This window comes from Chitinophaga chungangae (genome assembly GCF_017742215.1).
GTDB classification, from domain to species: domain Bacteria; phylum Bacteroidota; class Bacteroidia; order Chitinophagales; family Chitinophagaceae; genus Chitinophaga; species Chitinophaga chungangae.
The window spans coordinates 567,745-594,661 of the sequence record NZ_JAGHKP010000003.1 but is presented as its reverse complement, the minus strand read 5'-3'; the positions used below and the strand labels follow the sequence as shown (position 1 = coordinate 594,661).

Annotated in this window: 26 protein-coding genes; 3 read left to right on the top strand and 23 right to left on the bottom strand. The window is 53.7% G+C overall.

Annotation, left to right across the window (positions count from 1 at the left end):
• Positions 1-42: 42 nt before the first annotated feature.
• The 12 genes from nuoG to J7I43_RS16755 all read right to left on the bottom strand — a co-directional run bounded on the left by nuoG (position 43) and on the right by J7I43_RS16755 (position 12,437).
• Positions 43-2,766, bottom strand: a complete 2,724-nt coding sequence (gene nuoG, locus J7I43_RS16810) for an NADH-quinone oxidoreductase subunit NuoG (protein ID WP_209147014.1) — start codon at positions 2,764-2,766, stop codon at positions 43-45.
• The gene (nuoF, locus tag J7I43_RS16805) at positions 2,747-4,054 is read right to left on the bottom strand and encodes an NADH-quinone oxidoreductase subunit NuoF (RefSeq protein WP_209147013.1); all 1,308 of its coding nucleotides are present in this window, start codon (positions 4,052-4,054) and stop codon (positions 2,747-2,749) included. The genes nuoG and nuoF overlap by 20 nt, the downstream gene beginning before the upstream one ends.
• 1 nt (position 4,055) lies before the next feature.
• Complete coding sequence (gene nuoE, locus J7I43_RS16800) at positions 4,056-4,520, bottom strand: NADH-quinone oxidoreductase subunit NuoE (protein ID WP_209147012.1); 465 nt, start codon at positions 4,518-4,520, stop codon at positions 4,056-4,058.
• A 25-nt stretch (positions 4,521-4,545) separates the two neighbouring features.
• Positions 4,546-6,285: an NADH-quinone oxidoreductase subunit C/D gene (nuoC, locus tag J7I43_RS16795; protein ID WP_209147011.1), complete on the bottom strand. Its 1,740-nt coding sequence runs from the start codon at positions 6,283-6,285 to the stop codon at positions 4,546-4,548.
• A gap of 118 nt (positions 6,286-6,403) precedes the next feature.
• Positions 6,404-7,198 (bottom strand): MBL fold metallo-hydrolase, encoded by a 795-nt coding sequence (locus J7I43_RS16790; RefSeq protein ID WP_209147010.1) that lies wholly within the window; start codon positions 7,196-7,198, stop codon positions 6,404-6,406.
• Positions 7,199-7,280: 82 nt separating this feature from the next.
• Positions 7,281-7,919 carry an NADH-quinone oxidoreductase subunit B gene (locus J7I43_RS16785; protein ID WP_209147009.1) on the bottom strand — a complete coding sequence of 213 codons (639 nt, stop codon included), beginning with the start codon at positions 7,917-7,919 and terminating at the stop codon, positions 7,281-7,283.
• Complete coding sequence (locus tag J7I43_RS16780) at positions 7,900-8,346, bottom strand: NADH-quinone oxidoreductase subunit A (RefSeq protein ID WP_209147008.1); 447 nt, start codon at positions 8,344-8,346, stop codon at positions 7,900-7,902. The genes J7I43_RS16785 and J7I43_RS16780 overlap by 20 nt, the downstream gene beginning before the upstream one ends.
• Before the next feature lie 162 nt (positions 8,347-8,508).
• Positions 8,509-8,949, bottom strand: a complete 441-nt coding sequence (locus tag J7I43_RS16775) for a CBS domain-containing protein (protein WP_209147007.1) — start codon at positions 8,947-8,949, stop codon at positions 8,509-8,511.
• 192 nt (positions 8,950-9,141) lie between these two features.
• Positions 9,142-9,444, bottom strand: a complete 303-nt coding sequence (locus J7I43_RS16770) for a hypothetical protein (RefSeq protein WP_209147006.1) — start codon at positions 9,442-9,444, stop codon at positions 9,142-9,144.
• A 91-nt stretch (positions 9,445-9,535) separates the two neighbouring features.
• Positions 9,536-10,516 carry a glycosyl hydrolase family 18 protein gene (locus J7I43_RS16765; RefSeq protein ID WP_209147005.1) on the bottom strand — a complete coding sequence of 327 codons (981 nt, stop codon included), beginning with the start codon at positions 10,514-10,516 and terminating at the stop codon, positions 9,536-9,538.
• Between the two features lie 189 nt (positions 10,517-10,705).
• Positions 10,706-11,563, bottom strand: coding sequence for a hypothetical protein (locus J7I43_RS16760; RefSeq protein WP_209147004.1), 858 nt, complete (start codon positions 11,561-11,563; stop codon positions 10,706-10,708).
• Positions 11,564-11,591: 28 nt separating this feature from the next.
• Entirely contained in the window at positions 11,592-12,437 is an 846-nt protein-coding gene (locus J7I43_RS16755) for a hypothetical protein (protein ID WP_209147003.1), read from the bottom strand.
• A 172-nt stretch (positions 12,438-12,609) separates the two neighbouring features.
• Between J7I43_RS16755 and cfa the strand changes: the two genes are divergently transcribed.
• Positions 12,610-13,728, top strand: coding sequence for a cyclopropane fatty acyl phospholipid synthase (gene cfa, locus J7I43_RS16750; protein WP_209147002.1), 1,119 nt, complete (start codon positions 12,610-12,612; stop codon positions 13,726-13,728).
• Here the strand turns inward: cfa and J7I43_RS16745 are convergent.
• The 8 genes from J7I43_RS16745 to J7I43_RS16710 form a co-directional block, all read right to left on the bottom strand.
• Positions 13,713-14,321, bottom strand: a complete 609-nt coding sequence (locus tag J7I43_RS16745; RefSeq protein ID WP_209147001.1) for a hypothetical protein — start codon at positions 14,319-14,321, stop codon at positions 13,713-13,715. The genes cfa and J7I43_RS16745 overlap by 16 nt on opposite strands.
• Before the next feature lie 30 nt (positions 14,322-14,351).
• The gene (locus J7I43_RS16740) at positions 14,352-14,651 is read right to left on the bottom strand and encodes a hypothetical protein (RefSeq protein ID WP_209147000.1); all 300 of its coding nucleotides are present in this window, start codon (positions 14,649-14,651) and stop codon (positions 14,352-14,354) included.
• A gap of 17 nt (positions 14,652-14,668) precedes the next feature.
• A complete protein-coding gene (locus tag J7I43_RS16735) occupies positions 14,669-15,343 on the bottom strand; it encodes a M24 family metallopeptidase (RefSeq protein WP_209146999.1) in 675 nt (224 codons plus the stop codon).
• Between the two features lie 107 nt (positions 15,344-15,450).
• Positions 15,451-17,145 (bottom strand): GMC oxidoreductase, encoded by a 1,695-nt coding sequence (locus J7I43_RS16730; protein WP_209146998.1) that lies wholly within the window; start codon positions 17,143-17,145, stop codon positions 15,451-15,453.
• 106 nt (positions 17,146-17,251) lie between these two features.
• Positions 17,252-18,946 (bottom strand): GMC oxidoreductase, encoded by a 1,695-nt coding sequence (locus J7I43_RS16725; RefSeq protein WP_209146997.1) that lies wholly within the window; start codon positions 18,944-18,946, stop codon positions 17,252-17,254.
• Positions 18,947-18,980: 34 nt separating this feature from the next.
• The gene (locus J7I43_RS16720) at positions 18,981-19,547 is read right to left on the bottom strand and encodes a gluconate 2-dehydrogenase subunit 3 family protein (protein ID WP_209146996.1); all 567 of its coding nucleotides are present in this window, start codon (positions 19,545-19,547) and stop codon (positions 18,981-18,983) included.
• A 190-nt stretch (positions 19,548-19,737) separates the two neighbouring features.
• Positions 19,738-20,550, bottom strand: a complete 813-nt coding sequence (locus J7I43_RS16715) for a L,D-transpeptidase family protein (protein WP_209146995.1) — start codon at positions 20,548-20,550, stop codon at positions 19,738-19,740.
• A gap of 20 nt (positions 20,551-20,570) precedes the next feature.
• Positions 20,571-20,759 carry a hypothetical protein gene (locus J7I43_RS16710; protein ID WP_209146994.1) on the bottom strand — a complete coding sequence of 63 codons (189 nt, stop codon included), beginning with the start codon at positions 20,757-20,759 and terminating at the stop codon, positions 20,571-20,573.
• Positions 20,760-20,907: 148 nt separating this feature from the next.
• Between J7I43_RS16710 and J7I43_RS16705 the strand changes: the two genes are divergently transcribed.
• A complete protein-coding gene (locus J7I43_RS16705; protein WP_209146993.1) occupies positions 20,908-21,726 on the top strand; it encodes a glycoside hydrolase family 16 protein in 819 nt (272 codons plus the stop codon).
• 70 nt (positions 21,727-21,796) lie between these two features.
• Here the strand turns inward: J7I43_RS16705 and hppD are convergent, their stop codons facing one another.
• From hppD to J7I43_RS16690, 3 genes are read right to left on the bottom strand one after another with little or no spacing between them, the layout of a single operon-like run.
• On the bottom strand, positions 21,797-22,927 hold the full coding sequence (hppD, locus tag J7I43_RS16700) for a 4-hydroxyphenylpyruvate dioxygenase (protein ID WP_209146992.1): 1,131 nt from the start codon (positions 22,925-22,927) through the stop codon (positions 21,797-21,799).
• 45 nt (positions 22,928-22,972) lie between these two features.
• Positions 22,973-23,965, bottom strand: coding sequence for an aldo/keto reductase (locus J7I43_RS16695; protein ID WP_209146991.1), 993 nt, complete (start codon positions 23,963-23,965; stop codon positions 22,973-22,975).
• Positions 23,966-24,000: 35 nt separating this feature from the next.
• Entirely contained in the window at positions 24,001-25,158 is a 1,158-nt protein-coding gene (locus tag J7I43_RS16690; RefSeq protein ID WP_209146990.1) for a homogentisate 1,2-dioxygenase, read from the bottom strand.
• A gap of 508 nt (positions 25,159-25,666) precedes the next feature.
• Here J7I43_RS16690 and J7I43_RS16685 point away from each other — a divergent pair.
• Positions 25,667-26,515 (top strand): hypothetical protein, encoded by an 849-nt coding sequence (locus J7I43_RS16685; protein ID WP_209146989.1) that lies wholly within the window; start codon positions 25,667-25,669, stop codon positions 26,513-26,515.
• Positions 26,516-26,917 lie beyond the last annotated feature (402 nt).

Sequence of the window (26,917 nt, the reverse complement as noted above, 5' to 3'; positions counted from 1 at the left end):
AATATTTTTAACGCTGCCGGGGCAGCATGATGGAATCTTTCGTTACCGTGTTGCGTGCAACGCTTCGGCCCCGCTCAGCTTTACGCATTGCGGCAGGTCGATGATCTTCGATTTGGGCAGCCCGGCATTTAGCGCGGCAATGCCTCTCGGCAACCAATGGTTCGGCACGGCCACCATCTGGTAAGAATGATGGTCTACGTCGAAGCTCACCCATATGCCTGGCGAAATGCTCCACTGGTGCATATCTTCGGGGTTCATGTAAATGCAGAAAAAATCCTGCGCGCTTTGCGCGATGCCTTTTGTGTGCATGCTCAGTTCTTCGGAGCCGAATATGCTGTAGACCGGCATGATGTGCACATGCCCCGGCATCGGGATGTAACGGTCCGGCGCCTCCCTGAAATAATGCGGTCTTCCGTTCAGGTGCGGTTCCAGCAGGCGAAGGCCGGGATCGCCGCCATGCAGGTGCCCGCCGATCTCTGTTTGGTATTTGTTCACGGCCTGCACGCTGTTCCAGCCCGGCGACCAGAAATACGGGATCAGCGGTGCGGGCGGCTCGCCCCTGAAACCTTCCATGGTAAAGGAAAGCGGGGTATCGATATCGTCCGCGGGTTTCGGCTCGCTCACGTTCTCGTTGGCCAGCGTAGCCGTGCGGCCGCTGTAGCGGTGGGATTCGCGGGGGATCTTCTGCCCGTTGATCCTGAAATCCGCATGCGGCGCGATCTGCTGCACTTTTTCGAAGAAAGGAACGGCCACACACATGGCCCACACGATGTCGTCGAGGTTTTGCAGGCTGCTGAGCCGCGGCACCTGCGCCTTTTCCGCGATCTGCAACAGCCAGCGCCAGCTTTCCTGCACGGAGCCTTTCGGCACGAACACCTGGAAAAAACGCTGGGCGCGTCCTTCGTTGTTCACGATGGTGCCGTCTGCCTCCGCGAATGTGCCCGCGGGCAATAACACGGTCGCTTTTTCGGCGGTCTGGTTATACAGGTGATCTATGAGTATCACTTCTTTGGCGTTGGCGAACAATGCGTCGATCACATGTTCGTCCGCGCGGCGGTAAAGGTCGTTTTCCAGCACTACGACCGTATCGGCCCCGCCTTTCTCCATCAGGTCTATCGCGGAATCGAGGCGGTGGCCGCCGAGCATTTCAAGGCCCAGGCTGTTGCATTCCGGCAGCGTGAAACTGAGCATGGGCGCACGGCCCTGCTGCTGCAAAGCCCAACTGATATTGGCGGCGGCTTTCATGAAGTGGTCCCAGCCGGAACCGTAGCCGCTGATGATGAGCGGGTTTTTCGCGGCCAGCAATGCGTCCGCCATTTGGGCCACGAGCGTTTTTTCTTCGTCGTGCAGGTCGTCTACCGGCGCAACGTCCGCCCCTAATTTAGCCGCGAGCGCAAAGGCGATGCGGGCGAGATTGTCCGGCGCGCCGCGGTGAATGGCCGTGGCCAGTTCGTCGAGTTTGGTGGGGAATGTGTGGAGGATGAACAGCGGGCCTTTTTTGTCCTGGATGGCTTCGCGCATCGGCGCATCCTGCCATGGGGCGAGATGCAGCGTTTGTTCCGTTTCGTGCATGGGCTGCTGGCGCACCGCCTGCCGCACCGCCAATGCCATCAGCGGCGCGGTGTTGGTAAGGTCTTCGCCGAGTATCAGCACTGCGTCCGCATGTTCCATTTCGTGCAGCGACGGCGTGCGGGCCGGACCTTCCTTCAAAATTTTCAACGCAAGCGCAGTGTGATCGTGGTCTGCGTCAGACATGCCGATGTAAAAATGTTCCGCGCCCACCAGCTGCTTCAGCGCGAAGTTGCTTTCGAGGCTGGCGCGCGGCGAGCCGATGCCGATCACTCTTCCTTTTTTCAATTTCTCCGCCACCACTTCCACCACCTGCTCTTTTTTGACGGCGCCGTTGGAATGCGGGCGCACGGCGGGCTCGTAAATACGTTGATGACTGTTCACGAATTCATACCCGTAACGCCCGCGGTCACAAAGAAAATAACCGTTCACGTCGCCGTTGTAGCGGTTGGCGATCTGCCGCAAAGTGCCGTACCGTTCCCCGGCGCTGGTGTTGCAGCCGAGCGAACAGCCCTGGCATATAGATGGAGCATAAGTCAGGTCCCATTTGCGGGTGTAATGCGATTGCAGGGTTTTGTCCGTAAATACGCCCGTAGGACATACTTCGGCAAGATTGCCGCTGAACTCGCTTTCGAGCTTGCCGTTGCCGCAACGGCCGAAATATACATGGTTGTGCGCGGCGAACACGTCGAGGTCTTTTCCGCCGGCGTAGTCTTTGTAATACCGTACGCAACGGTAACATTGAATGCAGCGGTTCATTTCGTGGTTCAGGAACGGGCCGAGGTCCTGGTTGTTGTACGTGCGTTTGGAGAAACGATAGTCGCGGTAAGTATGGCCGGTCATCACCGTCATGTCCTGCAAATGACAGGCGCCGCCTTCGTCGCACACGGCGCAGTCGTGCGGGTGGTTGGTCATCAGCCAGCCGATCACCTGCTCCCTGAAACCCTTTGCGTCCGGGTCTTCCAGCGAAATGCGCACATTGTCGCGCACCGGTTCCATACAGCCCATTACCAGCCTGCCTTTTGTATCGTCTTCGTCTTTATACAGCTTGATAGCGCATTGCCGGCACGCGCCCACCGAACCCAGGGCGGGATGCCAGCAGAAATAAGGGAGGTTCAATCCCAGCTGCAAACATGCTTCCAGCAGGTTCTTCCCTTCCTTTATCTCGTATTTTTTATTATCGATGTAAATGTTCATGACTGGTGGAATGAAGGTGATGGTGATGGTTATACGGGCAGCCTTCTTCTATGATGTGCCTTTCAAAATCTTCCCTGAAATATTTGAGCGCGCTTTGCAGTGGTTCCATAGCGCCGGGCGCGAGCGCGCAGAAAGTGTTGCCCGGGCCGAGCAGCTTCGTTTGCGAAGCCAGTATTTCAATATCTTTCATCCGCCCGTTGCCCTGTTCGATGGCCCAGAGCAGCTTTTCCGTCCATGGCAAACCTTCGCGGCAGGGCGTGCAGAAGCCGCAGCTTTCCTGCGCGAAAAAATGCTCGAGGTTATGCACGAACCCGACGGGGCAGGTCTTATCGTCCAGCACGATCATGGTGCCGGTGCCTAAACGGCTGCCCGCCGCGGCTACGCCTGCAAAATCGAGTTTCACGTCCATATGTTCTTCCACCAGGAAATCGGTGGAAGCGCCGCCGGGCAATACGCCTTTGAAACTATACCCGTCCTGCATTCCGCCGGCATGTTCTTCGAGCAGTTCGCGCAACGTGATGCCCATGGGCAGTTCCCAGGCGCCGGGATTTTTTACGCGGCCGCTCACGCCGTAGATCTTGGTGCCACCGTCAGCCGTGAGGCTAAGTTTCTGGAACCAGTCCGCGCCTTTGTTCACGATGTGCGGGATATAACTCAGTGTTTCCACATTATTCACGATGGTGGGTTTGCCAAACAGCCCGCTTACCTGCGGGAACGGCGGTTTGGAGCGCGGGGTGGCGCGTTTGCCTTCCAGCGAGTTCAGCAATGCCGTTTCTTCGCCGCACATGTAACGGCCCACGCCGGTGTGCAAATGCATTTCGAGCGAATAACCGGTACCAAGAATGTTTCTGCCGAGATATCCCGCGTCGTAGGCTTCCTGTATCGCTTTGCGGATCTCCTGTGCGGCTGTTTTGTAGGCCCAGCGGAGAAACACGAACGATTCCGTAGCCTGGATGGCGTAAGCGGCCACTATCATGCCTTCGATGAGCTGATGCGGATTGCCTTCCAGCAGCCAGCGGTCTTTGAAGGTACCGGGTTCCATTTCATCGGCGTTGCAGATGAGGTATTTCGGGCCGGGAACGTTCATGGGCACAAAACTCCATTTCATGCCGGTGCTGAAACCGGCGCCTCCCCTGCCCTTCATGCCCGAATCTTTCACGAGCGCCGTTACTTCCGCCGGCTGCATATGTTTGATGGCTTTGCGCGCCGCCTGGTAGCCGCCTATGGCTTCGTACTGGCGAAGGCCCAGCGGCGGAAAGGTGATATGTTGTGTGAGGGGGCGTTCCATGTCATAAATATTTTTCAAGGATGTCTGCAATCGCTTCGGGCCGCAGGTCGCGGTACAGGTCGTTGTCTACCATCAGCGCCGGCGCATGATCGCAGGTGCCGAGGCAGGGATTGGGCAGCAGCGTGAACCTGCCGTCGTCCGTGGTTTGCCCGTACTGTATGCCCAGCAGGCTCACCAGCTCTTCGTGCAGGTCGTTGAGGCCCATTACGTAACAGCTGATGCTGTCGCACAATAAAATGATGTGCCGGCCAACGGGCTGCCTGAAAATGAGATTGTAAAAAGTAGCCACGCTGTCTACTTCCTCGGGGCTCATGTCCAGGATGCCCGCCACGTCCTGTATGCCTTCGTCAGACACCCAGCGGCGGTGATGCTGCACGATCTTCAGCGCTTCGATACACGCGGCTTTTTTGACCGGCACCATGCCGATCTCGTGTTCTATCTGTTCCTTTTCTGCGGTACTGAGCATAACGGTTGCTTTTAGGTTTTCGTTGTCAGCGGTCGATATCGGCCAGTACATAATCCATGGCGCCGAGTATAGACAGCAGGTCGGCTACGGTGTACCCGCGGCTGATGTACGGAATCATTTGCATATGGGCGAACGAAGGCGTGCGCACGCGCACCCGGTAAGGCGCGGTGTTGCCGTCGCTGGTGAGGTAATAACTGTTCCATCCTTTGGTGGCTTCCGTTACGATCATCGCTTCGCCCCCGGGTATTACGGGGCCCCAGCTGACGTGCAGGAAGTGGTGGATGAGCGTTTCGATGTCTTTCATCGTCATTTCTTTCAGCGGCGGCGTGGCCAGCGGGTGATCCGATTTGTAAGGCCCTGCCGGCATGTTGTTCAGGCATTGCTCCACGATGCGCAGGCTTTGCCACATTTCGTTCACGCGCACCACGGCGCGGTCGTAACAATCGCCGTTCTGCGCAATGGGTATGTCGAACTCATAATTTTCGTAACCGCTGTAGGGCCGTTTTTTCCGCATGTCCCACTCCATGCCGCAGGCGCGCAGGTTGGGCCCGGTGGCGCCCCAGTCGATGGCCTCTTCCTGCGTGAACACGCCGATGCCAACGGTGCGGGCTTTGAACAGCGCGTTGCGCATCACCATCTTGTCGTACTCTTTGAGTTTTTTCGGGAAATAATTCACGAAATCGCGCACGAGCTTATCCCAGCCGTTCGGCAGGTCCTGCGCGACGCCGCCGATGCGGAACCAGTTGGGGTGCATGCGCCCGCCGCAAACGGCTTCGATGATGTTGAATATCTTTTCGCGGTCGGTGAACATGTAAAAAACGGGCGACAGCTGCCCCACGTCCTGCGCGAAGGTGCCGTACCACACGAGATGGCTGGCGATGCGGAACAGTTCGCAAAGCATCACGCGGATCACTTCGGCGCGTTCCGGGATGCGGATGCCGGCGAGTTTTTCCACAGACAGTAAATAAGCAAGATTGTTGTTGACGCCGCCGAGGTAATCGATGCGGTCTGTATAAGGGATGTAGGTATGCCAGCTTTGGCGTTCTCCCATTTTTTCGGCGCCGCGGTGGTGGAAGCCGATATCGGGAACGGCGTCTACAATGTCTTCCCCGTCGAGCTGGAGTATGATGCGGAGAACGCCGTGAGTGCCCGGGTGTTGCGGGCCGATATTGAGAAACATGTAATCCGAATCCTCGCTGTGCCGTTTAAGCCCCCATTCCTCCGGACTGAATTGCAGCGCTTCCTGTTCCCTGTCTTCTTTCGCCGCAAACAACCGGAAGGGGCCCATCTCCGTAGCCCGGGCCGGATGTTCCTTCCGGAGGGGATGACCCTCCCAGGTCACAGGCATTAAGATGCGTTTCAGGAGCGGGTGGCCGTCGAAGCGGATGCCGAACATGTCGAACACTTCCCTTTCGTACCAGTTGGCGGCGGGCCAGATGTGCGTGCAGCTTGGCGTGTTGGGAAATTCTCCGCGGAGGGCGACTTTCAGTCTTACGAAGGCGTTCCGCTCAAATGAAAACAGGTGATAAACGAGGGTGAATTCGCAGGTGCCGTTGTATTTACTTTTACAGGCACGCTCGTCGATGGCCGTGAGGTCATAGAGCATGCGGAAAGGTTGTTCCGCATCGCTGCGGAGGTATTCCAGTACGGCAATAATTTTCCCTTGTGGCGTCCAGATGGTGGGCGTCTCATCCCGGGTGAGCTGTTCGTGGAAGATATTCTCACCGAACCGGGAGCAGAGGGCAGAAAAAATGCTAGCTGGCATGATTACATTTTTGATTGTATCAATGCGCCATGATGCTTAGCTTTTCCTAGCTTTTGGGTCCCTTGCTTTTAATGAGCCTGTGGTAGATCAGATTTGTTGTATCAGTTGTAATTCGCAATTAATTTTTTTCTTCCGGCTCCTGTATCCGCACGATCGCATCTTTCTCCACCACCAGGTAAGGCCGTGCTTCTTTTACGGTCGGGGCTTTGTGTTTGTGTTTCAGGAATTTGTTCCTGAACCTTTCGGAAGCGCCCCGCATAATGGACTTGCCGTGGCCGAAACAGGCAATGTCGAAATCGAAGGTAGACAGCCGTTCCAGGCTGCGCTCGGCTTCCGTGAAGTTTTCGTAGAAGCAGCTGTAACCCAGTCCGAACAGGTTATCAGCGGCATCCGCGGCAAACAGCACATTTTTTCTTCCGGGCAGAAAGAAGGCCAGCTGGCCCGCGCTGTGGCCCGGAATGTGGATGGCGTGAAGGCCGCCCGCTATGGGCAACCAGTCCCCGTCCTGCAACAACACATCTGCCTTTGCAGACGGTATCAGCCCCGGCGCGTTTTTGATGAACAGGTTGTACATCAGTTTATTGGCGAGGCTCGTGAAATAAGGCACGGGCGGTTTGGCCACGAAACCTTTTTCCAAATTCATTTTCTCCGCAGCGTGCATGTACACTTTCGCGCCGGTGATCATTTTCAGCTGCGCTGCGCTTCCCGCATGATCGGGATGGCTGTGGGTGAGCAAAATGTGCTTCAGCTCTTCCGGCTGCCTCCCCACCTCCCGGATCATTTCAATGATCTGGCCGGTGCTGTCTGGCACTCCCGTGTCTATCAACGTGAGCTTTTCGTCTTCCAGCAGGAAAGCATTTACTTTCCCGAGCTGCAGTTCATACACATTTTCTGTGATCCGCCTGATACTCATCCGTACATGATTTTATAGAGCCCCGGAAGGCTGTTCGGCTTTCCGGCATTTAATAGTTTTATAACGCTCCGGCCGAAAGGTTTTATATTTCGTCCGGCGTTTTGAATTCGGTCATTTGCTGGCGTTTTTCGCGGTTCAGGTCGCGCATGCTCACTTTTTCGGGTTTGATGACGCCCTGTTCCCCGATCATCCAGCTGAGGGGGCGTTTTTCTTTTCCGACGGACTGCTGCAGCAGCACGAGCCCGTGCATGAAAGCATCCGGCCGGGGCGGGCAGCCCGGTACGTATACATCTACCGGCAGGAATTTGTCCACCCCCTGCACCACACTGTAAATATCATACATCCCGCCCGAATTGGCGCAGGAGCCCATGGAAATCACCCAGCGCGGCTCCATCATTTGTTCGTATAACCGTTGAATGACCGGCGCCATTTTGATGAATACGGTGCCGGCGATGATCATTACGTCTGCCTCGCGCGGCGTGCCGCGGATCACTTCCGCGCCGAAACGCGCCAGGTCGTATTTGGGCGTCATGCCGGTGGCCATTTCCACGAAACAGCAGCTCAGGCCGAAGTGAAAAGGCCACATGGAATTTTTCCTGCCCCAGGCAACCAGCCGCTCTACGGAGGTCAGCATCACGGCCTGGCTCACGGATTCTTCCATGGAGTAATTGCCGGAACGCTGCGCGGCCGCTTCTTTCGGTTCAGTTAACCACCACTTCATGAGAGATTGTTTTAGCGGTTGATCCTTTTTCTTTCCGCAGTTTGCGGTAAGCTTTGAGTATTTTTTTACCGTCCGGCCCGAAATCGAGCGCGCCGTTGCGCCATTCGTACACGAGCACCGCCAGCAGGATGAGGATGAATACGGATACGCCGATAAACCCCGGCCAGCCCAGTTCACCGAACGCGATGGCCCACGACACGATGAACACCGTTTCGATATCGAATATCACGAACAGCATGGCGACGAGGTAAAACTGCGAAGGGAAGCGAAGGCGGGCGGAACCGGTGGAAAGAATGCCGGATTCGTAAGCTTCGCCCGTGGCGCGGTCTTTATGGCGCTGGCCCAGAATGTAGGACAGACCCAGGATAGCCAGTACCAATACAAGCACGATGGCTCCGAATACAAGGAAAGGCCAGGTTGGGTTCATGGTGATTGTTTTATAGTCGATCTGTATGATCCGGTATCAATAGCCGATTTGTTGTTTTTGTATGTCCATGCTGCGCTGCATCGCACCGGATGCCGACGATAAAACAAAAAACAACCGGGTTAGTAATAAAAAGGCTGAAATGCGGTGAATGGAATGGCCTGGCTAGTGGTGAGTGCCGTTAATGTAACATTCGAGGTTTTCAATAATGTGCTTCTGCTCGTCCATCATGTATTTCACAACGTCCCCGATGGAAATAACGCCGATCAGCCTGCCGCCCTCGTCTACCACGGGCAGATGACGGATCCTTTTGTCTGTCATTTTGCACATGCAGTTTTCGATGGTCTCGTCTTCGGTAACGGTTATAGGATGTTCCGTCATGATCTCGCGAATGGTCGTTTCCTTGGAGGCACGGCCTTTCAGGATCACCCTGCGGGCGTAATCCCGCTCGGAAAATATACCTAAAAATCTGTCTTTGTCTAAAACTACGAGGGCTCCCACATTTTTATCCACCAGCACTTTCAGGGCTTCATAAACTGTGCTGTCAGGATGTACGGAGTAAACTGCGTGACCTTTGCCCACCAAGATATTTCTGACTCTGCCCATGGTAAGCTGTTTTTAACGTGAAACAATACGATGTGCGAAAAACCTAACTTTAAGTTAACTGTTTTTTTCTGCATAAAGAAAAAATAAAAGGAAAAAAGACGGGCGCTTTTTTGCGTTCATCTCTTTTTCTTTTATGAGTTAATGATCTATACTTGACATTTTTTCGACGTTTGTTAACTGCCGCTGCGATGGTTATTCCATCCGTGCGTAGCCGGACACTGCCGCCGCTTCCGTTTGATGCAGATCGAACACCCGGATGTCGTTCTCTCCCGTTTTCAGCCAGCTTGCCGGGCAATACAGCCGTTTCTGCGGGCCGATCTCCCAATACCGGCCCAGGTTATGGCCGTTCACCCATACCACGCCCTTTTTGAAGCCGCTCATGTCGATGAAGGTATCGCCTGTTTTTTCAAGGTTGAACTTTGCGGCAAAGAACTGTCCCGGTTTGCCTGCTTCCGCTTTCGAAGGCTGCAGGTCTTTTGCGAACGTTTCGTCCATCGGCAGGCCGAACACTCGGCCGCAAATGCATCGTCTGACCCGCCGGAATCCAGGCCGATGGCCGCGCCGGGAATGGAACCTTTATCCATCCCTATTTGTTCATTTCCGTATGGATCGCGCCCAGCAACGATTTTGCATCGCCGCTGTCCTGCGTCAGTTCCCAGATCATTACCCCGGCGGCTTTGCTGCTAAGCGCAAAAGCCACCTTCTGGCGGATCGTGTTGATGCCGTTGTAATAGATCTTTCCTCCCCCGTTCACCGTTACTTCATCCGCATTCTCCGCGCCGGGGTACTGCACGATCAGCTCGTTGTACCGGATGCCGGAAGGCGCATTCACGCCGAAACCATACCCGTAAAAAGGCAGGCCCACCAGCAGTTTTTCAGCTGCAACGCCGCGCCGCTGGCTGAAATACGTGAAGTCTTCCACCGCCATTTCATAAGGGGAATGCGGACCGGGCCGGCTGAGGTTCCAGGGGCCTGTTTTATCGTAGCTCATGATGTTAATGAAGTCGTAACTTTTGATGGTGGCATCCGGAATTTTGTCCGCATTCCAGGAAGCGAGCGCGGCCGTCATCAGTTTGTTCCTCGCGGTAAGCGCCGTGCGCAGCTCCGCTACAAAAGCGGGGTAATCGGCATTGATGAGATCGTTTTCCAGGTCTACGTCCACCCCGTCGAAACCATGCTGCTCCAGCTGTGCGAGAATGCCCGCCACAAAAGCGCTGCGTTTACCCGGTTTGATCAGTTCCGCGAGATAAGCAGGTGCGCCGCCGCCGCCGATGGACATAAACACACGCACGTTCTTCGCCCGCGCTTTGTCTGTCACCTGTTTCACAGCGGGATCGATGTTAAAACTACCATCCGCCTCCGGGTTGAGGAACGCGAGATTAAGATCGGTGATCTTCGTAAGATCGATGGAATTAACGGCGGTATGCCAGTCGTTATCGCTGAGCAGGTAGCCCAGCACGCGCAGCTGTGGCAGATTTTCAGCTTTCTGTTCTTCCGGCCTTTTTTTGCAGGCGAGGGAAAGGGCGGCTACGAACACGATATACGCAGCCAGTAACAAATGTTTCATGAATTAAAAAATGATGATGGCCAATAATCATACGACGCTGCATCCGCGCATGGGCGGGGGCGGCGGGTAATGACGAATAAAAAACGGATTATTGGTTAATGAGAGCAGGGTGAAGATAACAAACATTTCGGAAAAACAAAAGAGGGCATACGAACGTAAGCCCTCTCATCCTTATGGCAATTTCCCCTGTCAGGGATTGGGTATGAAATATTCGAACCGCACCTTCCATGTTAAAGGTACCTGGTCATTTTGAGTGACGGTGTAGCTGTCTACAAGATTGCCTCCCGGCAGGTATGCGATCGTTTTTACCTGTGTTAGCAGTCCCTCACCGGTCCAGTTGTTGCGCGACAGCACCGGCGGTTTCACGTTGTCCACCGGCAGGCGGAAAACCAGGCCATGGCTGAGGCCGATCAGGTGCTCGATACCGGTGGCGTTATCATAGGTGGTGTAAACGTCGACTTCATACCCCGTGGTGCCATATTGCCGCATGAAATTGCCGCCGGCGTAGATATAAAACATCGTATCCAGCCCCCCGTGTGCATTCACTGAAATCATCAGCGCCGTATCCGTCTTATAAGCGAAGCGGGTGGTGCCCTGGAAGTATAACGAATCCGGTTCGGGCATGCCGCTGTACCACACCTGCATTGTAGCGGGCAGCGTGTCGTTTCCCTCGTAGGTGAATTTTTTTCTTTCCCGTACGCCTGACTGTGAGGGAATATAACCGTCCACCTGCACCACGCGGTGTTTGGTATCGTAATACAGCGTGTCGCGCACCTGTAGCCGGAGAGCAAGCGTATCTGCGCCGCTGGCCACGTAACTGTAACGGCTTTCGGGTTTAAAAAAGGCGTTGTAATGAAATTCGTTCACTTCTTTGAAAAACCTTTCCGGATGCTCGCCAGGCAATGGGTCGGGCGTGCCGCTATGCTGCACCGCGATCATCCTGCTGATGAGGAATGGCGGCACTTCGGGGTCGGGCGTTCCCGGCCAGTGGTCTTTGATACAGCCCGTCAGCAACAGGCACAACAACGGGAGATAACGGCTTTTCATGGCAATGTTTTTTTATGGTTGAAATGTATCAGGGCGTGAAAAACTCGATGCGAAAAGTCCAGTAATTCGGTTCCGGGTATGGCTCAATGATCACGTACTCGCTGATCAGCGTGCCGCCCGCGGTATATGCAAAAACGTTTTTCTCCCAGGATTGCGGCCCCTGCCCGATCCAGTTGTTGCGGGAAAGCACCGGCAGGCTCCGGTAATCCATCGGCATGCGGAATGCCAGGCCATGCTGAAGGTTCATCAAACGTTCCAGCCCGGGCGAATTGTCGTATTGACTAAAGGGCTCTTCTTCAAACCCTATGGTGGAGATCAGCTTTGTAAAGTTGCCGCCGGTGTAAACGTACCAGGTCGTGTCTTGTCCACCGTGCGCGTTAAGACCGGTCTCTATCGTCGTATCCGGCCGGTAGGCATAGTTTACCGTTCCGCTGCGGTAGAGCGAATCGCTCCGGCCGTACCATATTTCAAAGGAAGATGGCAGCGTATCGTTGCCGGCATAGGCGAATACCCGCCGTTCACGTACCGTTGCGCTGCTGCCGACGTAAGCATCCACCTGCCTGACGCGGTAATTCGCATCGTACAGCAAAGAATCCCTTTCTGCCAGCTGCAGGTTGAGCGTGTCGCCGTCCGCCGAATAAACATGCCGGCTTTCGGGCTTGAAATAACGGTTGTAATGCAATTCGAACACCTGTTTGAGGAAACGCTGCGGAGATTCCCCGGGCAGCGGGTTGGCCGAGCCGGACCGGTGCAGCATCGTGACCCTGCTGATCAGCCACTGCGGTTTTGCGGGCACCGGCGGCGCTTCCGGGCCGTGATCTTTGATGCAGCCGGCCAGCAGCAGGCAACACAGGGGAAAATAACGGATTTTCATACGCGGGAGGTTTTCATATCCGTAAAGTTACCAATGGCCGTGCTGGATTTTACTACTCAATGTAGTAATGAATGCGCCGCTTTTGGCAGCCGTATTTACTTACCCGCGTAACTTCATTTCATTCCCGTGGAATACGTATTTTTGCATTGATACCTGCTGTTAACTCTTATTTATGGGAAAAGAAATGTTCAAAAACATCCTGACCCGGCTGCTCTCCACCGCCGGCGTTACGGTGAACGGAAACGAGGCATGGGACATACAGGTGCTCCATGAGGGCTTCTACCGCAAAACATTGACCGAAGGCTCGCTGGGACTTGGGGAGGCGTATATGTCGCAGTGGTGGGAAAGCCCGAAGCCAGACGAGTTCATCACCCGCATCCTGCGCAGCGACCTCGAACACCAGATCAAACCCGGGATCAAACTGAAGATGGACGTGATGCTTTCGCATCTCTTCAACCGCCAGCAGCCCGCCGCCGCTTTCCGCAACGGCAGCCGGCATTACGATATCGGCAACGACCTGTTCGTGCTGATGCTGGACAAACGCATGACCTACACCTGCGGCTTCTGGAACAACGCGCGCACGCTCAACGAAGCGCAGGAGAACAAACTCGACCTCACCTGCCGCAAGCTCAGGCTCCGGCCCGGCATGCATGTGCTGGACATCGGTTGCGGATGGGGCAGCTTCGCGAAGTTCGCCGCGGAAAATTACGGCGTGAAGGTAACCGGCATCACCATTTCGAAAGAACAGGCGGAACTGGGGCGGCAGTTATGCAACGGGCTGCCGGTGGATATCCGCATCATGGATTACCGATCCTTGCATGAGCAGTTCGACGCGGTGGTGTCTATCGGCATGTTCGAGCACGTCGGTTATAAAAACTACCGCACGTATATGAAAATGGCGCATCAGAACCTGAAGGAAGACGGGCTGTTCCTGCTGCATACTATCGGTTCCAACCGCACGTCTACCCTCACCGATCCCTGGATCAGCAAATACATCTTCCCTCATTCGCTGATCCCGTCCATCAAACAGATCGGCGAGGCCATCGAAGGGCTGTTCGTGATGGAGCACTGGGAAAATTTCAGCGTGGATTACGACAAAACGCTGATGGCCTGGTACGATAACATCACTGCCAACTGGGAACGATTGAAAGGCAAATACGACGCGACTTTCTTCAGGATGTGGAAATATTACCTGCTGTCCTGCGCGGGCGCATTCCGTTCGCGCAGCAACCAGTTGTGGCAGGTGGTATTGTCGAAAAGCGGCGTGCCGGGCGGTTACAGCTTTGGCTGAAGCAGCCAGCCGATCAATGCCGCCGGCTCGGCGATACTCCACGAATGCGGGTGTTTTGTATGGCCAGGCATCCGGTAACCTTTGTCTGTCGTGGTTACCAGCTGGGCATTCTTATTTCCGAGACGCTGCAGTTCGTTGATCATCGCCGCGTGATCGGGCATGTTGAGATAAGAATAATCATATCCTCTTTGCGCCATCCACCATTGAATGTCCGGCTCGTTGATCAGCATCAGCGGCGTGTCTACCAGCGTTTTTACGGCGCGTTGCGTGGAATCCGAAAATGAATAGGGTGAATTGTTGTGGAAATTTTCCAGCGCGGTTTGCGGCGTTCCTTTCATTTCCTTTTCGATCCGCCCGATCATATAGGTCACTTCAGGGTTCACCTGCCCCGGCGCCGAAATGCGGACCACTCGTTTGGCCGAGTTGTAAAACCTTTCCCAGTCGAGCGGCGGATCTATGCCAAACACTGCTTTGGGTTTTACCATCGCATCGTTCTCTGCGGCCAGTTCCGCATATTTTACCGCGCAGGCGCCGCCGATGGAAAACCCGCCGATATAAAAATCTTTTCCTTCCAGGTGATACCGTTTTATCACGTGCGCGATCTGTTCGTTTAACGATTGCTGCTAGGCATCGTCCGTACCGAAATACAAAGCCCCGGTTTTCAGAAGGGGGATGATGGTGATGATGCCCTGGCTGGCCGCCTGCAGGGGGATCTCCGTCTCCCGCAGCACGCCCCCGGGGGATGCGCCGAAACCGTCCAGCAGAAACAGGAACGCCTTCGGTTGGCTTTCGGGGATAACGGCGACGTACATATTCGCGGTGCTGTCTTTCGCATCCAGGTAAACCACCTCTGTTTTTTGTGCAAGTAAAATTCCCGGCAGCAGCAGCGCCAGGACCAGGGTAAGGAATACGATCTTATGCATAGTTGTATGTTTTAAGCTCAGGTAAGCAACTGCTCGAAGAAACCGCCGATCTTCCTTTTCCTGTCCACAAAATGAATTTCCAGTATCCAATTGCGCGGGTTCCCGTTCGCATCCGGAAGGAACATATCGTTGGGGTTCCCGGGATGCACATATAGGCCGTAATTACCCGGTTCCAGGCGCTCGTGGGGAAACTCCCCTACCAAGTGGCCCGCTATTTCACCGCCGAATTCCCAGCCGTATTTCGCGGCAAGACCCGCCACATATTCGAAGTACGCCGCGCCGGTTAAAGACGAATGCCGGTGAAACCATTCCTTCGCTTCCTGCCATGCGGTTCCGATATCGTTGCAGAGTTTGTGTTTGAGCGGATCGTTGCCGATCACGTACGTTCTCCCGAAATCCGCCTCCCAATCTTCCACGATTGGCCCGAAATCGAAAAACAGAATATCGTCCGGCTGCAAAACCAGGTCGGGTGGGTTTTCGTCGTAAGGCAACAAGGTATTTTCACCCGCGCGCACGATCCGTTTATGCCAGTATTTTTTGATGCCGAACAATTCTTCAGCCAGCTGGAATACTTCGCTATTAAGGATTTTCTCGGATTTTCCGGGCACGATCAGGCCGCGTTCCACTACGGCTTCAAACAATTTTGAGGCAATGTTTTCGGCTTCCGCAAGTTTTTGTTTTTGTATCGGCATAAGCAGGGTTGTCAGGGTCTGAATAAAGATAGGATTTCGGCTGGTGACCGCCAAAACAAAACCGCCGGAGGCAGTCCCCCGGGCGGCTTTCGTTATCCATTGTTTTATCAGATATTATTTTTCTTCAGCTCGCTCACCGCATGGTCCGCCGCGCGCGCCGTGAGCGCCATGTACGTGATGGATGGGTTCTGGCAGGCGGAAGAGGCCATGCACGCGCCGTCTGAGATGAACACGTTCTTCACGGCGTGCATCTGGTTGAAACCGTTCAGCACGCTGGTTTTCGGATCGCGGCCCATGCGCGCCGTGCCCATTTCGTGTATGCAATGGCCGGGAGGCGGCATATCGTCGTTCCCGCCAACGTTTTTCAGGCCGGCCGCTTCGAGCATTTCCTTCGCGCTTTCCAGCATGTCTTTCCGCATCGCCATTTCATTTTCACGGAAGCTGCAGTCGATGTCGAGCGTGGGCAGGCCGTACATGTCTTTTTTCTCTTTGTTGAGGCGGACGGTATTGTCCTGGTACGGCAAATGCTCGCCCCAGGCGCCGATCCACATGCCCCAATCACCGGCTTCGGTCTGGCCTTCTTTCAGCTCAACGCCGATGCCTTCCCATGGATTGGCGCGGCCGCGCGAAGCGCCGCCCTGGTAGCCGTAACCGCGCACATAATCGTTGCGTTTGGTGGCCTCGCTCACATTGCGGAAACGCGGGATATAAATGCCGTTCGCACGGCGGCCGTATACGTATTGATCTTTAAACCCGTCGAACGATCCGCCGGCGCCTACGCCGAAATGATGGTCCATCAGGTTGCGGCCTACCTGGTCGCTGTCGTTGCCGAGCCCGGTGGGGAAACGGTTGGACACGGAGTTGAGCAAAATGGCTGTGGTGCCTAAAGTGGAAGCGTTGACGAAAATGATCTTCGCGAAATACTCCATCACTTCTTTGGTTTCGGCGTCCATGATGCGCACGCCTTTGGCTTTTTGCGTGTTTTCGTCGTAGATCACTTCGAGCACGATGGAATATGGCCGCAGCGTGAGATTACCGGTTTTTTCCGCGGCGGGCAGCGTTACGCCGTTGCTGCTGAAATAGCCGGAGAAAGGGCATCCGCGGGCGCAGAGGTCGCGGTACTGGCAGGGGCCGCGGCCATTGTGCGCTTGGGTGACGTGCGCCACGCGGCCGATGGTCATGATGCGGTCCTTATAATTTTCTTTGATCCTTGCTGCTACGTGTTTTTCCAGACAGTTCATTTCCATCGGCGGCAGGAACTCGCCGTCAGGCAATTGCGGCAAACCTTCGGCCTGGCCGCTGATGCCGGCGAACTTCTCCACATAACTGTACCAGGGCGCGATGTCTTTGTAACGGATAGGCCAGTCTGTACCATGACCGTCTTTTGCATTGGCTTCAAAATCGATGTCGCTCCAGCGGTACACCTGCCGCCCCCACATGAGCGAGCGGCCGCCAACGTGGTAACCGCGCAGCCAGTTGAACGGTTTGATCTCGTTATACGGATTTTCTTTATCGTTCACCCAGAAGTGCTGCGTGGCTTCGTCGAAGGCGTAACAGCGGCTTTGAATGGGGTGATTTTCTTTCATTTCGGGGGAATGCCAGCCGCGGTATTTGTAATCCCATGGGTTCCAGTTGGCGGTGGTGTAATCTTTCACGTGCTCCACGTTGCGGCCTCGCTCGAGCACGATAGTTTTGAGCCCTTTTTCGCAAAGCTCTTTCGCGGCCCAGCCCCCGCTGATGCCGGAGCCAACCACGATGGCGTCGTAGGTATGTTCCTTCTCCGCCTTGATGTTCAGATTCATGTAGCGTGGATTTAATTGTTCACTTATCAGTTATGCATGTTGCAAGCAGGAAGAGCCGCACTTGGTGGCGGCTCTTCTGTAAAAATATATACCGATCTTACGGGGATCAGATATTGCCTTTCTTCAGTTCTTTCACCGCATGGTCTGCCGCCCTTGCAGTCAGCGCCATATAGGTAAGCGAAGGATTCACGCAGGATGCGGACGTCATGGCCGCGCCATCCGTCACGAATACGTTCGGTACGGAATGCACCTGGTTGAAACCGTTGAGGATAGACGTTTTTGGATCACGGCCCATACGCGCGGTGCCCATCTCGTGGATGGCCATACCGGGCCAGGAACCACGGTCGTAAGTTTTTACGTCTTTGATGCCCGCTGCTTCCAGCATTTCTGCCGCATCGTTCATCATGTCCTTACGCATTTTCGCTTCGTTTTCTTTGAACTCCGCATTGAAGCGCAGCACCGGCTGGCCCCATGCATCTTTCTGGCTGTTGTCCAGCGCAACGTAGTTGTCTTCATAAGGCAGGCATTCGCCGAAACCGCCAAGGCCCATGGTCCATTGTCCGGGCTCGGTAAGCATTTCCTTGAAGTCTTTGCCCACGCCCATTTCCGCGATGCCGCGGCTCCAGCCGCTGCGGCTTGCGCCGCCCTGGTAACCGAAACCGCGCAGGTAATCGCGTTTGTCGGAACCGATGTTGCGGTAACGGGGAACATACAGCCCGTTGGCACGGCGGCCGTAGAAGTATTTATCTTCATATCCTTCCGCAACGCCGGAGGCGCCGGTACGGAAATGGTGGTCCATCAGGTATTTGCCGAGCACGCCGCTGTCGTTGCCCAAACCATTGGGGAAGCGGTTGCTGATGGAGTTCATCAGCACGAAAGTGGAACCGAGGGTGGAACCGTTCACGAAGATGATCTTCGCATGGTATTCGATCATTTCTTTCGTGTGTTTGTCGATCACGCGAACGCCGGTGGCTTTCTTTTTACCTTCGTCGTATACAATGCTGTTCACGATGGAATCCGGGCGCAGCGTGAGGTTGCCGGTAGCCATGGCAGCGGGCAGCGTGGAAGACTGCGTGCTGAAATAAGCGCCGAAGGGGCATCCCCTGCTGCACAGGTTCCTGAACTGGCATTTGGTACGGCCCGGCAGGTCCTGCGTGATGTTGGCCACGCGGCCAATGGTGATCGTACGGCTTTTGAACGCGTCTTCCACCCGTTTTTTCACATCTTTCTCCACGCAGTTCATTTCCATGGCCGGCATAAAGATGCTGTCCGGCAGCTGGGGCAGGTTTTCGGCCTGGCCGCTGATGCCGACGAATTTCTCTACGTATTCGTACCAGGGTTTGATGTCTTTATAACGGATCGGCCAGTCTACGGCGATGCCGTCTTTCAGGTTCGCTTCGAAGTCGAGGTCGCTCCAGCGGTAGCTCTGGCGGCCCCACATGATGGATTTGCCGCCTACGATATCAGGGCGGTACCAGTCGAAACGTTTGTCTTCTTTATAAGGACTTTCGCTATCGTTGATCCAGTAAGATTCGTTGTGCTCGCTGTAGGGATAGTCGCGGCTGAGCTTTTCATGCGTCTTGCGCTGTTCTTCCGTGATGCGGCCGCGGTGCTCAAATTCCCAGGGATCTTTGGTGGCGGTGGGATATTTGCCGTGCTCGAGGTTTTTACCGCGATCGAGCAGCAATACTTTGAGCCCTTTTTCAGTCAGTTCTTTGGCAGCCCATCCGCCGCTCACGCCCGATCCGATTACGATGGCGTCATACGTGTTCTGGTCATGCGCTTTTATGTTCAGGTTCATGTCGAGTTGGTGTTTAGTAGTTCAGAGAAATGGGTTATGCCCAGGCTTTGTCGCCTTTTTTGTAAGGCACGCAGCCTTCGTACCTGCCCGGCACCGCGATGTAGCGCAGCGCTTTGGTAGCGCCCGGCTCGGAAGTGAAATAACCCAGCAGGGTCAACTCCTTCATATACTGGAAGTAATGGGTCGGATCGTCTTTCTTTTTGCTCTTGTTATAATCCAACCGCTCTTTGTCGATCGCCGTCAGCAGTTCGGTGCGCTGTTCCGGCGTGATCTCCATGAAATCTTTCCCGGAGAATTTGCTTTTGCTGTCTGCATTGAGCTTGTTCAGCCCGGCTTCAAACACTTTCTGCGCTTTTTCGTCGTAGCAGTCGTTGATCATAACCTGGATGAAATCCTGTACGCCGGCTGCTTTCGCACCGGGGGTAGTGGTTTCCGGGATGATGGTTTCGGCTATTTCGGCCAAAAGGGCCTTGGTTTCCGGCGTTTGTAACGTATAAGTAGCGGGCTTGGATTTACATCCCTCCAAAGCCGCTAACGTGGAAGCGGAAAGCGCGGTTCCCATAAGGATCGCGACATTCCTGATGGCATCTCTTCTGTTCATATTAGTAAATTGATTTGACCTTCATGGTAAGTTTCGAAAAAATACTGAGATTTTCAAATAAAATCGGGGTATCGGCAAAATAAAGTGTAGAAGAGACGCAAAGTAGGGTCAGCGGGGTTGCAGCCGGCCAATATACCATCAAAAAAAAGGCGTTACCGGAGTAACGCCCTTTTCAAATGATATTTGACGATCAGTTGCCGTTGGCTGTTTTCGTCCCGTTGCTCTGTGCCAGGGAAGGCGCCTGCTGCGGGTTGGTATACACGTATTTGCCCTGGCTGTTTACCAGTACTACCGGCAATTTGCGGTATTTCTCAAAGTAATCGTAAGCGGCTTTCAGGTTGATCCAGAATTTCTGCGAATCGTTGTCTGTCAGGGAAACGCTGCCGAGGTAATCCATAGACCTGGAGTTGCCGAAACGCACCGGGAACACGTGCACGGGAATAAAATCCTGCCCGTTGTTCTTGGCGTGTACGGCCATTATATATACTTCTTCGATAAACTCGTCCGTTAAAGGGATACAACCGATGGTCAGGCAGTTGCCATGAATATAAATGTCGCCGCCCGGTTTTTTCTGATCGCTGAGGATCTTGTCGGAGAAATTGGGATAGTTGAGGCCCAGTGACAAATGAAAACTGCTGTTCGGATTGAAATCGTTGATGTAATAAAATCCTTCCGGCACCTGGCGGTCGCCTTCCTTGCGTTTCGGCCCCATTTTACCGGAAAGGGAGCATACGCGGTAGGTTTTGAGCAGGGTGAAGGTGTCCGCCACATTGTTGCGTACCCAGATCTCCAGCTCACTGTCCAGCTTAAAGGAGCGGATAAACATCTGTTTAGCCGGGTAAGCAATGCCTTTTTTGGCAAATTCCTGTTTGAGGGCAAGTTCTTTTTCACGGAAAGCTTCTCCAACCCGCGGGAACATCTTCTGGTTCTCCAGGAAAGATTGCTGTGCGTGAACATTCATAGCGCCCAGAAGGGATAAAATACCGATAATTAAACGCTTCATATTCTTATAACTTTCCAAATTCATACCAGGAAATAATACGCCAGGTAGAACAGTACAAATGCAAAAATAACATATATTATTGATCCGACCTTCCGGTTGGCGAAGCGCAGCGCGTAATGCCGTTGGCCCGCGAAAATCAGGTAAGCCGTCAATAATTGCAGCAAACCGGCCAGGATGAATAAATATCCGAACAGATCTCTTAAACTCATAAATATTAACGTCAAATATAAAGATTTAGTGGGTAAAAGGGGGTTAAATATGGTAAAACTTCAATAAAACTGCCGTAAAAACGCATATTTTGCTTATAAACAGCCTTCCGGGATTTTTATTATTTTGTCTACCCTAAAACAAACCTGCATGCTGCTCCCAACCTTCCTGATCGCCCTGATGGCCGCATCTTCCCACCTGCCCGCCGGTACCGCGGGTTATAAAATGGTCTGGAACGACGAATTTAATACCGACGGCGCGCCCGATCCTACCAAATGGGATTACGAAAAAGGGTTCGTGCGCAACCGCGAGCCGCAATGGTACCAGCCGCAAAACGCCATATGCCGCAACGGGCTGCTGGTGATAGAAGCGCGGAGGGAAAAGGTGAAGAACACGAACTACGATCCTTCGAGCAGCGCCTGGCAGCGCAACCGCGAATACGCGGAATACACGTCCGCCTGCCTCATCACCAAAGGCAAATTCGATTTTAAATACGGCCGCGTGGAAATGCGGGCGAAGATAGACGTGCGCAAAGGCATGTGGCCCGCTTTCTGGATGCTGGGCGCCGATCGCGGCGCGGGCGGGTGGCCTGCCTGCGGCGAAGTAGACATCATGGAGTTTTACCGCGGCGACCTGCTGGCGAACTGGTGCTGGGAAGGCAACAACAAAGTGGAATGGAACACCGGCAAATTTCCCGTAGCGCCCTGGGGCGGCGAAAAATGGGCGGAAAGTTTCCACGAATGGGCGCTGGAATGGAACGAAAATAAAATGGACATCCTGCTCGACGGGAAAGTGATCAATTCGCAGGACCTCGCCCAAACCATCAATCACAAAAAAGGCAACAATCCTTTCCGCGAAAATTTCTTTTTGCTGGTGAACCTCGCGCTCGGCCAGGGCGGCGAAGCAATACCCGATGCGCATATTCCGGCGCAGCTGCAGGTAGATTACATCCGCGTATACCAACAATAAAAAACCGCCCCGACATACATCGGAGCGGCGGGGGCCGAATTGATTTTGTTGTAACCTGAGCGAAAAAAATTTAGAGGTTGCCCCTCAGCGCCTGTTCTCTTTCGATCGATTCGAACAGGGCCTTAAAGTTGCCTTTCCCGAAAGATTTAGCGCCTTTGCGCTGGATGATCTCGAAGAAAAGCGTCGGCTTGTCCTGCAGCGGTTTGGTGAATATCTGCAAAAGATATCCTTCCTCGTCTCGGTCTACAAGAATGCCGAGGTCGCGTAGCGGCGCAATGTCTTCGTCTATGTCCCCTACCCTTGCGGAGAGGTCTTCGTAATAGGAAGCCGGCACGGTCAGAAATTCGATGCCGCGGTGCTGCAGTTCGCCTACGGTATGCACGATGTCGTTCGTGGCGATGGCGATGTGCTGCACGCCGGGCCCGCCGTAGAAATCAAGGTATTCCTCGATCTGCGATTTTTTCTTGCCTTCCGCCGGCTCGTTGATCGGGAATTTGATGCGGCCGTTGCCGTTGCTCATCACCTTGCTCATGAGGGCGGAATATTCGGTGGAAATGTCTTTATCGTCGAAAGACACGAGGTTGTGAAAACCCATGGTGCGGCTGTAAAAGTCCACCCAGGTGTTCATTTCGTTCCAGCCTACATTCCCCACGCAATGATCTACATACTGCAGGCCTGTGCTGGTGGGATTGTATTTGCTTTCCCATGTTTTGTAGCCCGGCAGGAAGGGACCGTTGTAATTTTTCCTTTCCACGAAAATGTGCACGGTTTCCCCGTAGGTGTAAATGCCGCTGCGCACTACTTCGCCGAATTCGTCTTTCTCCACAACCGGCTCCAGGTAAGGATTTGCGCCTCTCTTTACGGTCTCTTCAAAGGTTTTGCGCGCATCGTCTACCCAAATGGCGAGCACTTTTACGCCATCGCCGTGATCGTCTACATGCCTGGCAATATCGTTTCCTGGCCGCATCGGCGTGGTGAGCACAAAACGGAGTTTGTTCTGCACCAGCACGTACGATGCGCGGTCTTTCACGCCGGTTTCAGGGCCGGCGTAAGCCAGGGACTGGAAGCCGAAAGCGGTTTTGTAAAAGTGCGCGGCCTGTTTGGCATTGCCCACGTAAAACTCCACGTAATCCGTACCGAGCAGCGGGAGAAAATCCTGTTCGTCCTGCGCTGGTGTTGGTTTTACTGCTGCACTGTTCATAAAAAGATTGTTTTGGTAATGATGGTTGTTTTTTGATTATTCTGATTATACTAATGTTAATGCGTTCAGATGTTTGTTGATGAAATCGATCTCTTCCGGCGCCAGTTTGATATCGATCGCTTTGGCGTTCTGAATGGCCTGCGCGGCGTTCCTCGCGCCAACGAGCGCCACGGTAATGCCCGGCCTGTCGATGGTCCAGCGGATGACCAGCTGCGCCAGCGTAACGTTTTTACTTTCCGCCAGCGGTTTGATGAGGCTGAGGAATGCGTTGATGCGCGCGATATTGTCCGGCTGGTAGAACTTCGTCGTGGGCCGGTGGTCGCCTGCCTCGAACTGGTGATCTGGCTTGATCTTTCCGCTGAGAATACCGCGCTGCAGCGGGCTATAGGCCAGTATGCCTTTTTTATTTTCGATGCAGTAAGGCACCAGTTCTTTTTCGATCGTGCGTTCCACCATGCTGTACGGCACCTGGCTGGAAGCGAGTTTGATCACGGCGTCCGCCTGTTTCATCTGCTCCACGCTGTAGTTGCATACGCCCGCCGCGATGATCTTTCCCTGTTCCTGCAGGCGCAGCACGGCTTCGAACGTTTCTTCGATGGGCGTTGTTACGTCGGGCCAGTGGATCTGGTAAAGGTCGATGTAATCCGTTTTCATGCGGCGGAGGCTGTCTTCACATTCGCGGATCACGCTTTCTTTGCCGGCGTACCTGTAAATGTCGATGGCTTTCCCGTTGTTGTCGGTGCTGTTAGAAATAAAGGTGCCTTTGGTCCCTTCCCAGGTCATGCCGAATTTGGTCAGGAGCTGCACTTTATCGCGCTGAATGCCTTCCAGCGCTTCGCCTACGATCTCTTCGCTGGTGCCCTGCCCGTAAATGGGCGCGGTGTCGATGGAAGTAACGCCGAGGTCAACAGAAGCCCTGATGGCCTCTTTCGCGTCCTTCCTTTCCGTGCCGCCCCACATCCAGCCGCCGATAGCCCATGCGCCGAAGGTGATGGCCGATACTTTCAGATTGCTTTCTCCGAGTTGTCTGTATTCCATGCTTATAAATTTTCCCTAAAAGTAATACCGGAAAATTATTCTGCCCAGCTCATCACATATTGTTTATCCTCGATGCCCAGCGCGTTGTTGGTGATCTGCAGCGGGTGGAACGTGTCTACCATTACCGCGAGCTCTTTGGTTTCCTTCGCGCCGAGGCTTTTTTCCACCGCGCCCGGGTGCGGCCCGTGCGGGATACCGGCGGGGTGAAGCGTGATCATGCCGCGGGTAACGTGTTTGCGGCTCATAAAATCACCGTCTACATAATACAGCACTTCGTCGCTGTCTATATTGCTGTGATTGTAAGGCGCGGGCACGGCCAGCGGATGGTAATCGAACAAACGCGGGCAGAAGGAACATACCACAAAGTTGTGCCCTTCGAAGGTCTGATGCACCGGCGGCGGCTGATGCACACGCCCGGTGATGGGTTCGAAGTCGTGGACAGACAACGCGAACGGGTACTCGCAGCCGTCCCAGCCGATCACGTCGAAAGGATGATGCCCGTAATGGATCGGGTACATCACGCCTTTCTTTTTCACCAGTATCACGAAATCGCCCGCCTGGTCGATGGTTTCGAGGTTCTGCGGCTGGCGGATATCTCGTTCGCAGAAGGGCGAATTTTCGAGCAGCTGGCCATAAGGACTGAGATATCTTTTCGGGAAACGCAGCGGGCTGAACGATTCCACGATAAACAGGCGGTTGCCCGCATTGGAAAACTCGACCTGGTAAATGGTGCCGCGCGGAATTACGATATAATCGCCGTAACCAAAGGGCAGCTGCCCGTATTGCGTGCGCAGGATGCCGCTGCCTTCGTGAATGAACAGCAGTTCGTCGGCATCGGCGTTTTTATAGAAATAATCTTTGGTGCTGTGTTGCGGCGCTGCCAGTGAAATATGGCAGTCGTTGTTGACCAGCACGGGTTTGCGGCTTTTAAGAAAATCCGTTTCCGGCTGGATGCTGAAGCCCTGGAAGCTGCGGTGTTTCAGCATTTTTTCTTCCGCTATGGACGGCGCGGCGCTGTAAGGTTCGTCCACTTTGATGATCCCGGTGGGCGGATGGCAATGGTACAGCAGGGAATAATGCGAGGAAAAACCTTCCGTCGAAAAAAGCTGTTCCGAATATAATTTGCCGTCCGGCTTACGGAATTGCGTATGCCGCTTATGCGGAATTTGCCCTAATGTGTGATAATGAGGCATAATCAGGTTTATAATATCAATAACAAGTATCCGGCCATTTGGATGACTTCGCAGGGATTTAGCCCAGGGGCTGCCGGAAAAGGGGGAGGATTATAAAGCCGAATCCATGGCGAGCGTGGCCATGAGGAAGCAGTAATTGCACTGGTTTTTGTATGTAAGCGAACTGTGCACGAGGATTGTACGGGCTAAAATTATGTATTTTTTCAGATACGGTGCAAATTAATTTATAACTTGGTGTGAATATACCTATTACCTATGTGGCGTCAGATCTTTAGCTCGATCGGCTCGGCTTTTAAATTGCTTTTTCCGCAATTTTCGTTCGCGGTTCCTGTTTGGCATCATGTTTCCCATATTTTTTCATTTGGACTTTATCGTACTCACTCTTATCACCTCCATCACTATGCCTTGCTATAGTCGCCTGCTCATTTGCTCTTTCCCACAGCAAGCAGAAGAAATAGAATTTGAAACGGAAACTTCCGGCGAAACAAGAATAAAAATTTAAACCAGCATGTGGACATCCTTCATTAACACAATCAACGGTTTTGCCAAATTGGCCCGTGAGCATTATAAAAACTGGGCCGGGCTGATCTTCAGAGGCACCCTCATCCTGCTGCTGCTGGGTACCGGCATTGGAATGTTAGCGATGAAGATCCTCTATTTTCTCCCGCTGACAGTGAAAATTGAGGAAGAGGATACCGGGATCTGGCTGAACTACAGCCTGCGTACCGGCCTTCATGTGATGATCATCGGCTGTGGACTGCTTGCCGCGGCCTTCAGCAGGCATCCGCAGACGCCGGCAACTTTCAGCGAGTTTGCCGCAAAAACGCCGCGCGCCGCCTGGATCAGATTTCTCAGCTTTTCCGTCTTTATTACCCTGCCCATTATGATGGAAATGTATTTTCAGTACAGGATGAATTCCCTTTATACAGACGGGCCATTAAGTTCCTTGCTTGGTGCAGACGATACGGAAAACATGCGGGCATTCTTTTTCTGGCTAATGACGATCCTTTACAATATCAACGCTTTCATTGCACCACTGCTTGCCGGCCTCCTGTTCGTTAAAGCCGCCGGAGCCACAAGAGCAAGGCTCTATAGCCGGCAGATCGTTACCGTCGCCCTACTGGGCTTCCTGATGCTAACAACAGCCGGTTCGCTGTATTACAATATCAATATCGTGATACTCGATCTGGTATGGGAGTTCCTTCGCATAAACTGGCACGTCCCTTCTACCCTCTTCGTCATCTTCATTGTGCTTGCCGCCGCCGGCGTCTGGACATGGCTAATCTGCGGCGCCTTTTACGAAGAAGAACCAGACTTCGAACTGGAAAAAGAAACCAAAGCCGTCATCCACCAATAAGCACATTTGTCACAATATTGTAACATAGTGTAAGCCAAGATAAAAACTCCCGATCCCGGCCTCCATACCATAAACCCGCAACAGAAAAGACTTTCATTGAAAAATGAACAGGAAAACACTTGCCTTTCCCGCATTTAGACGTTTTCTAAATTTGCCCAACCTATTTGTATTTCCGCTTTTAATTTCTAACCTTTGTAATACAAAAGTCATAAAATAATAGTGCATTTATTCAACTCACATATTATCCGTATTGCTCCCCTCTCCTCCGGAGTGCACGGCACTATTATTACCACCACAACCACCACAACCCCATCGCGGGGTTAATTTTTTATATCGTCCACCGGCCAGGTTACACTGGCACACCGCAAAGCAGGGAACGTCCCTTTTATATCCATTCAACAT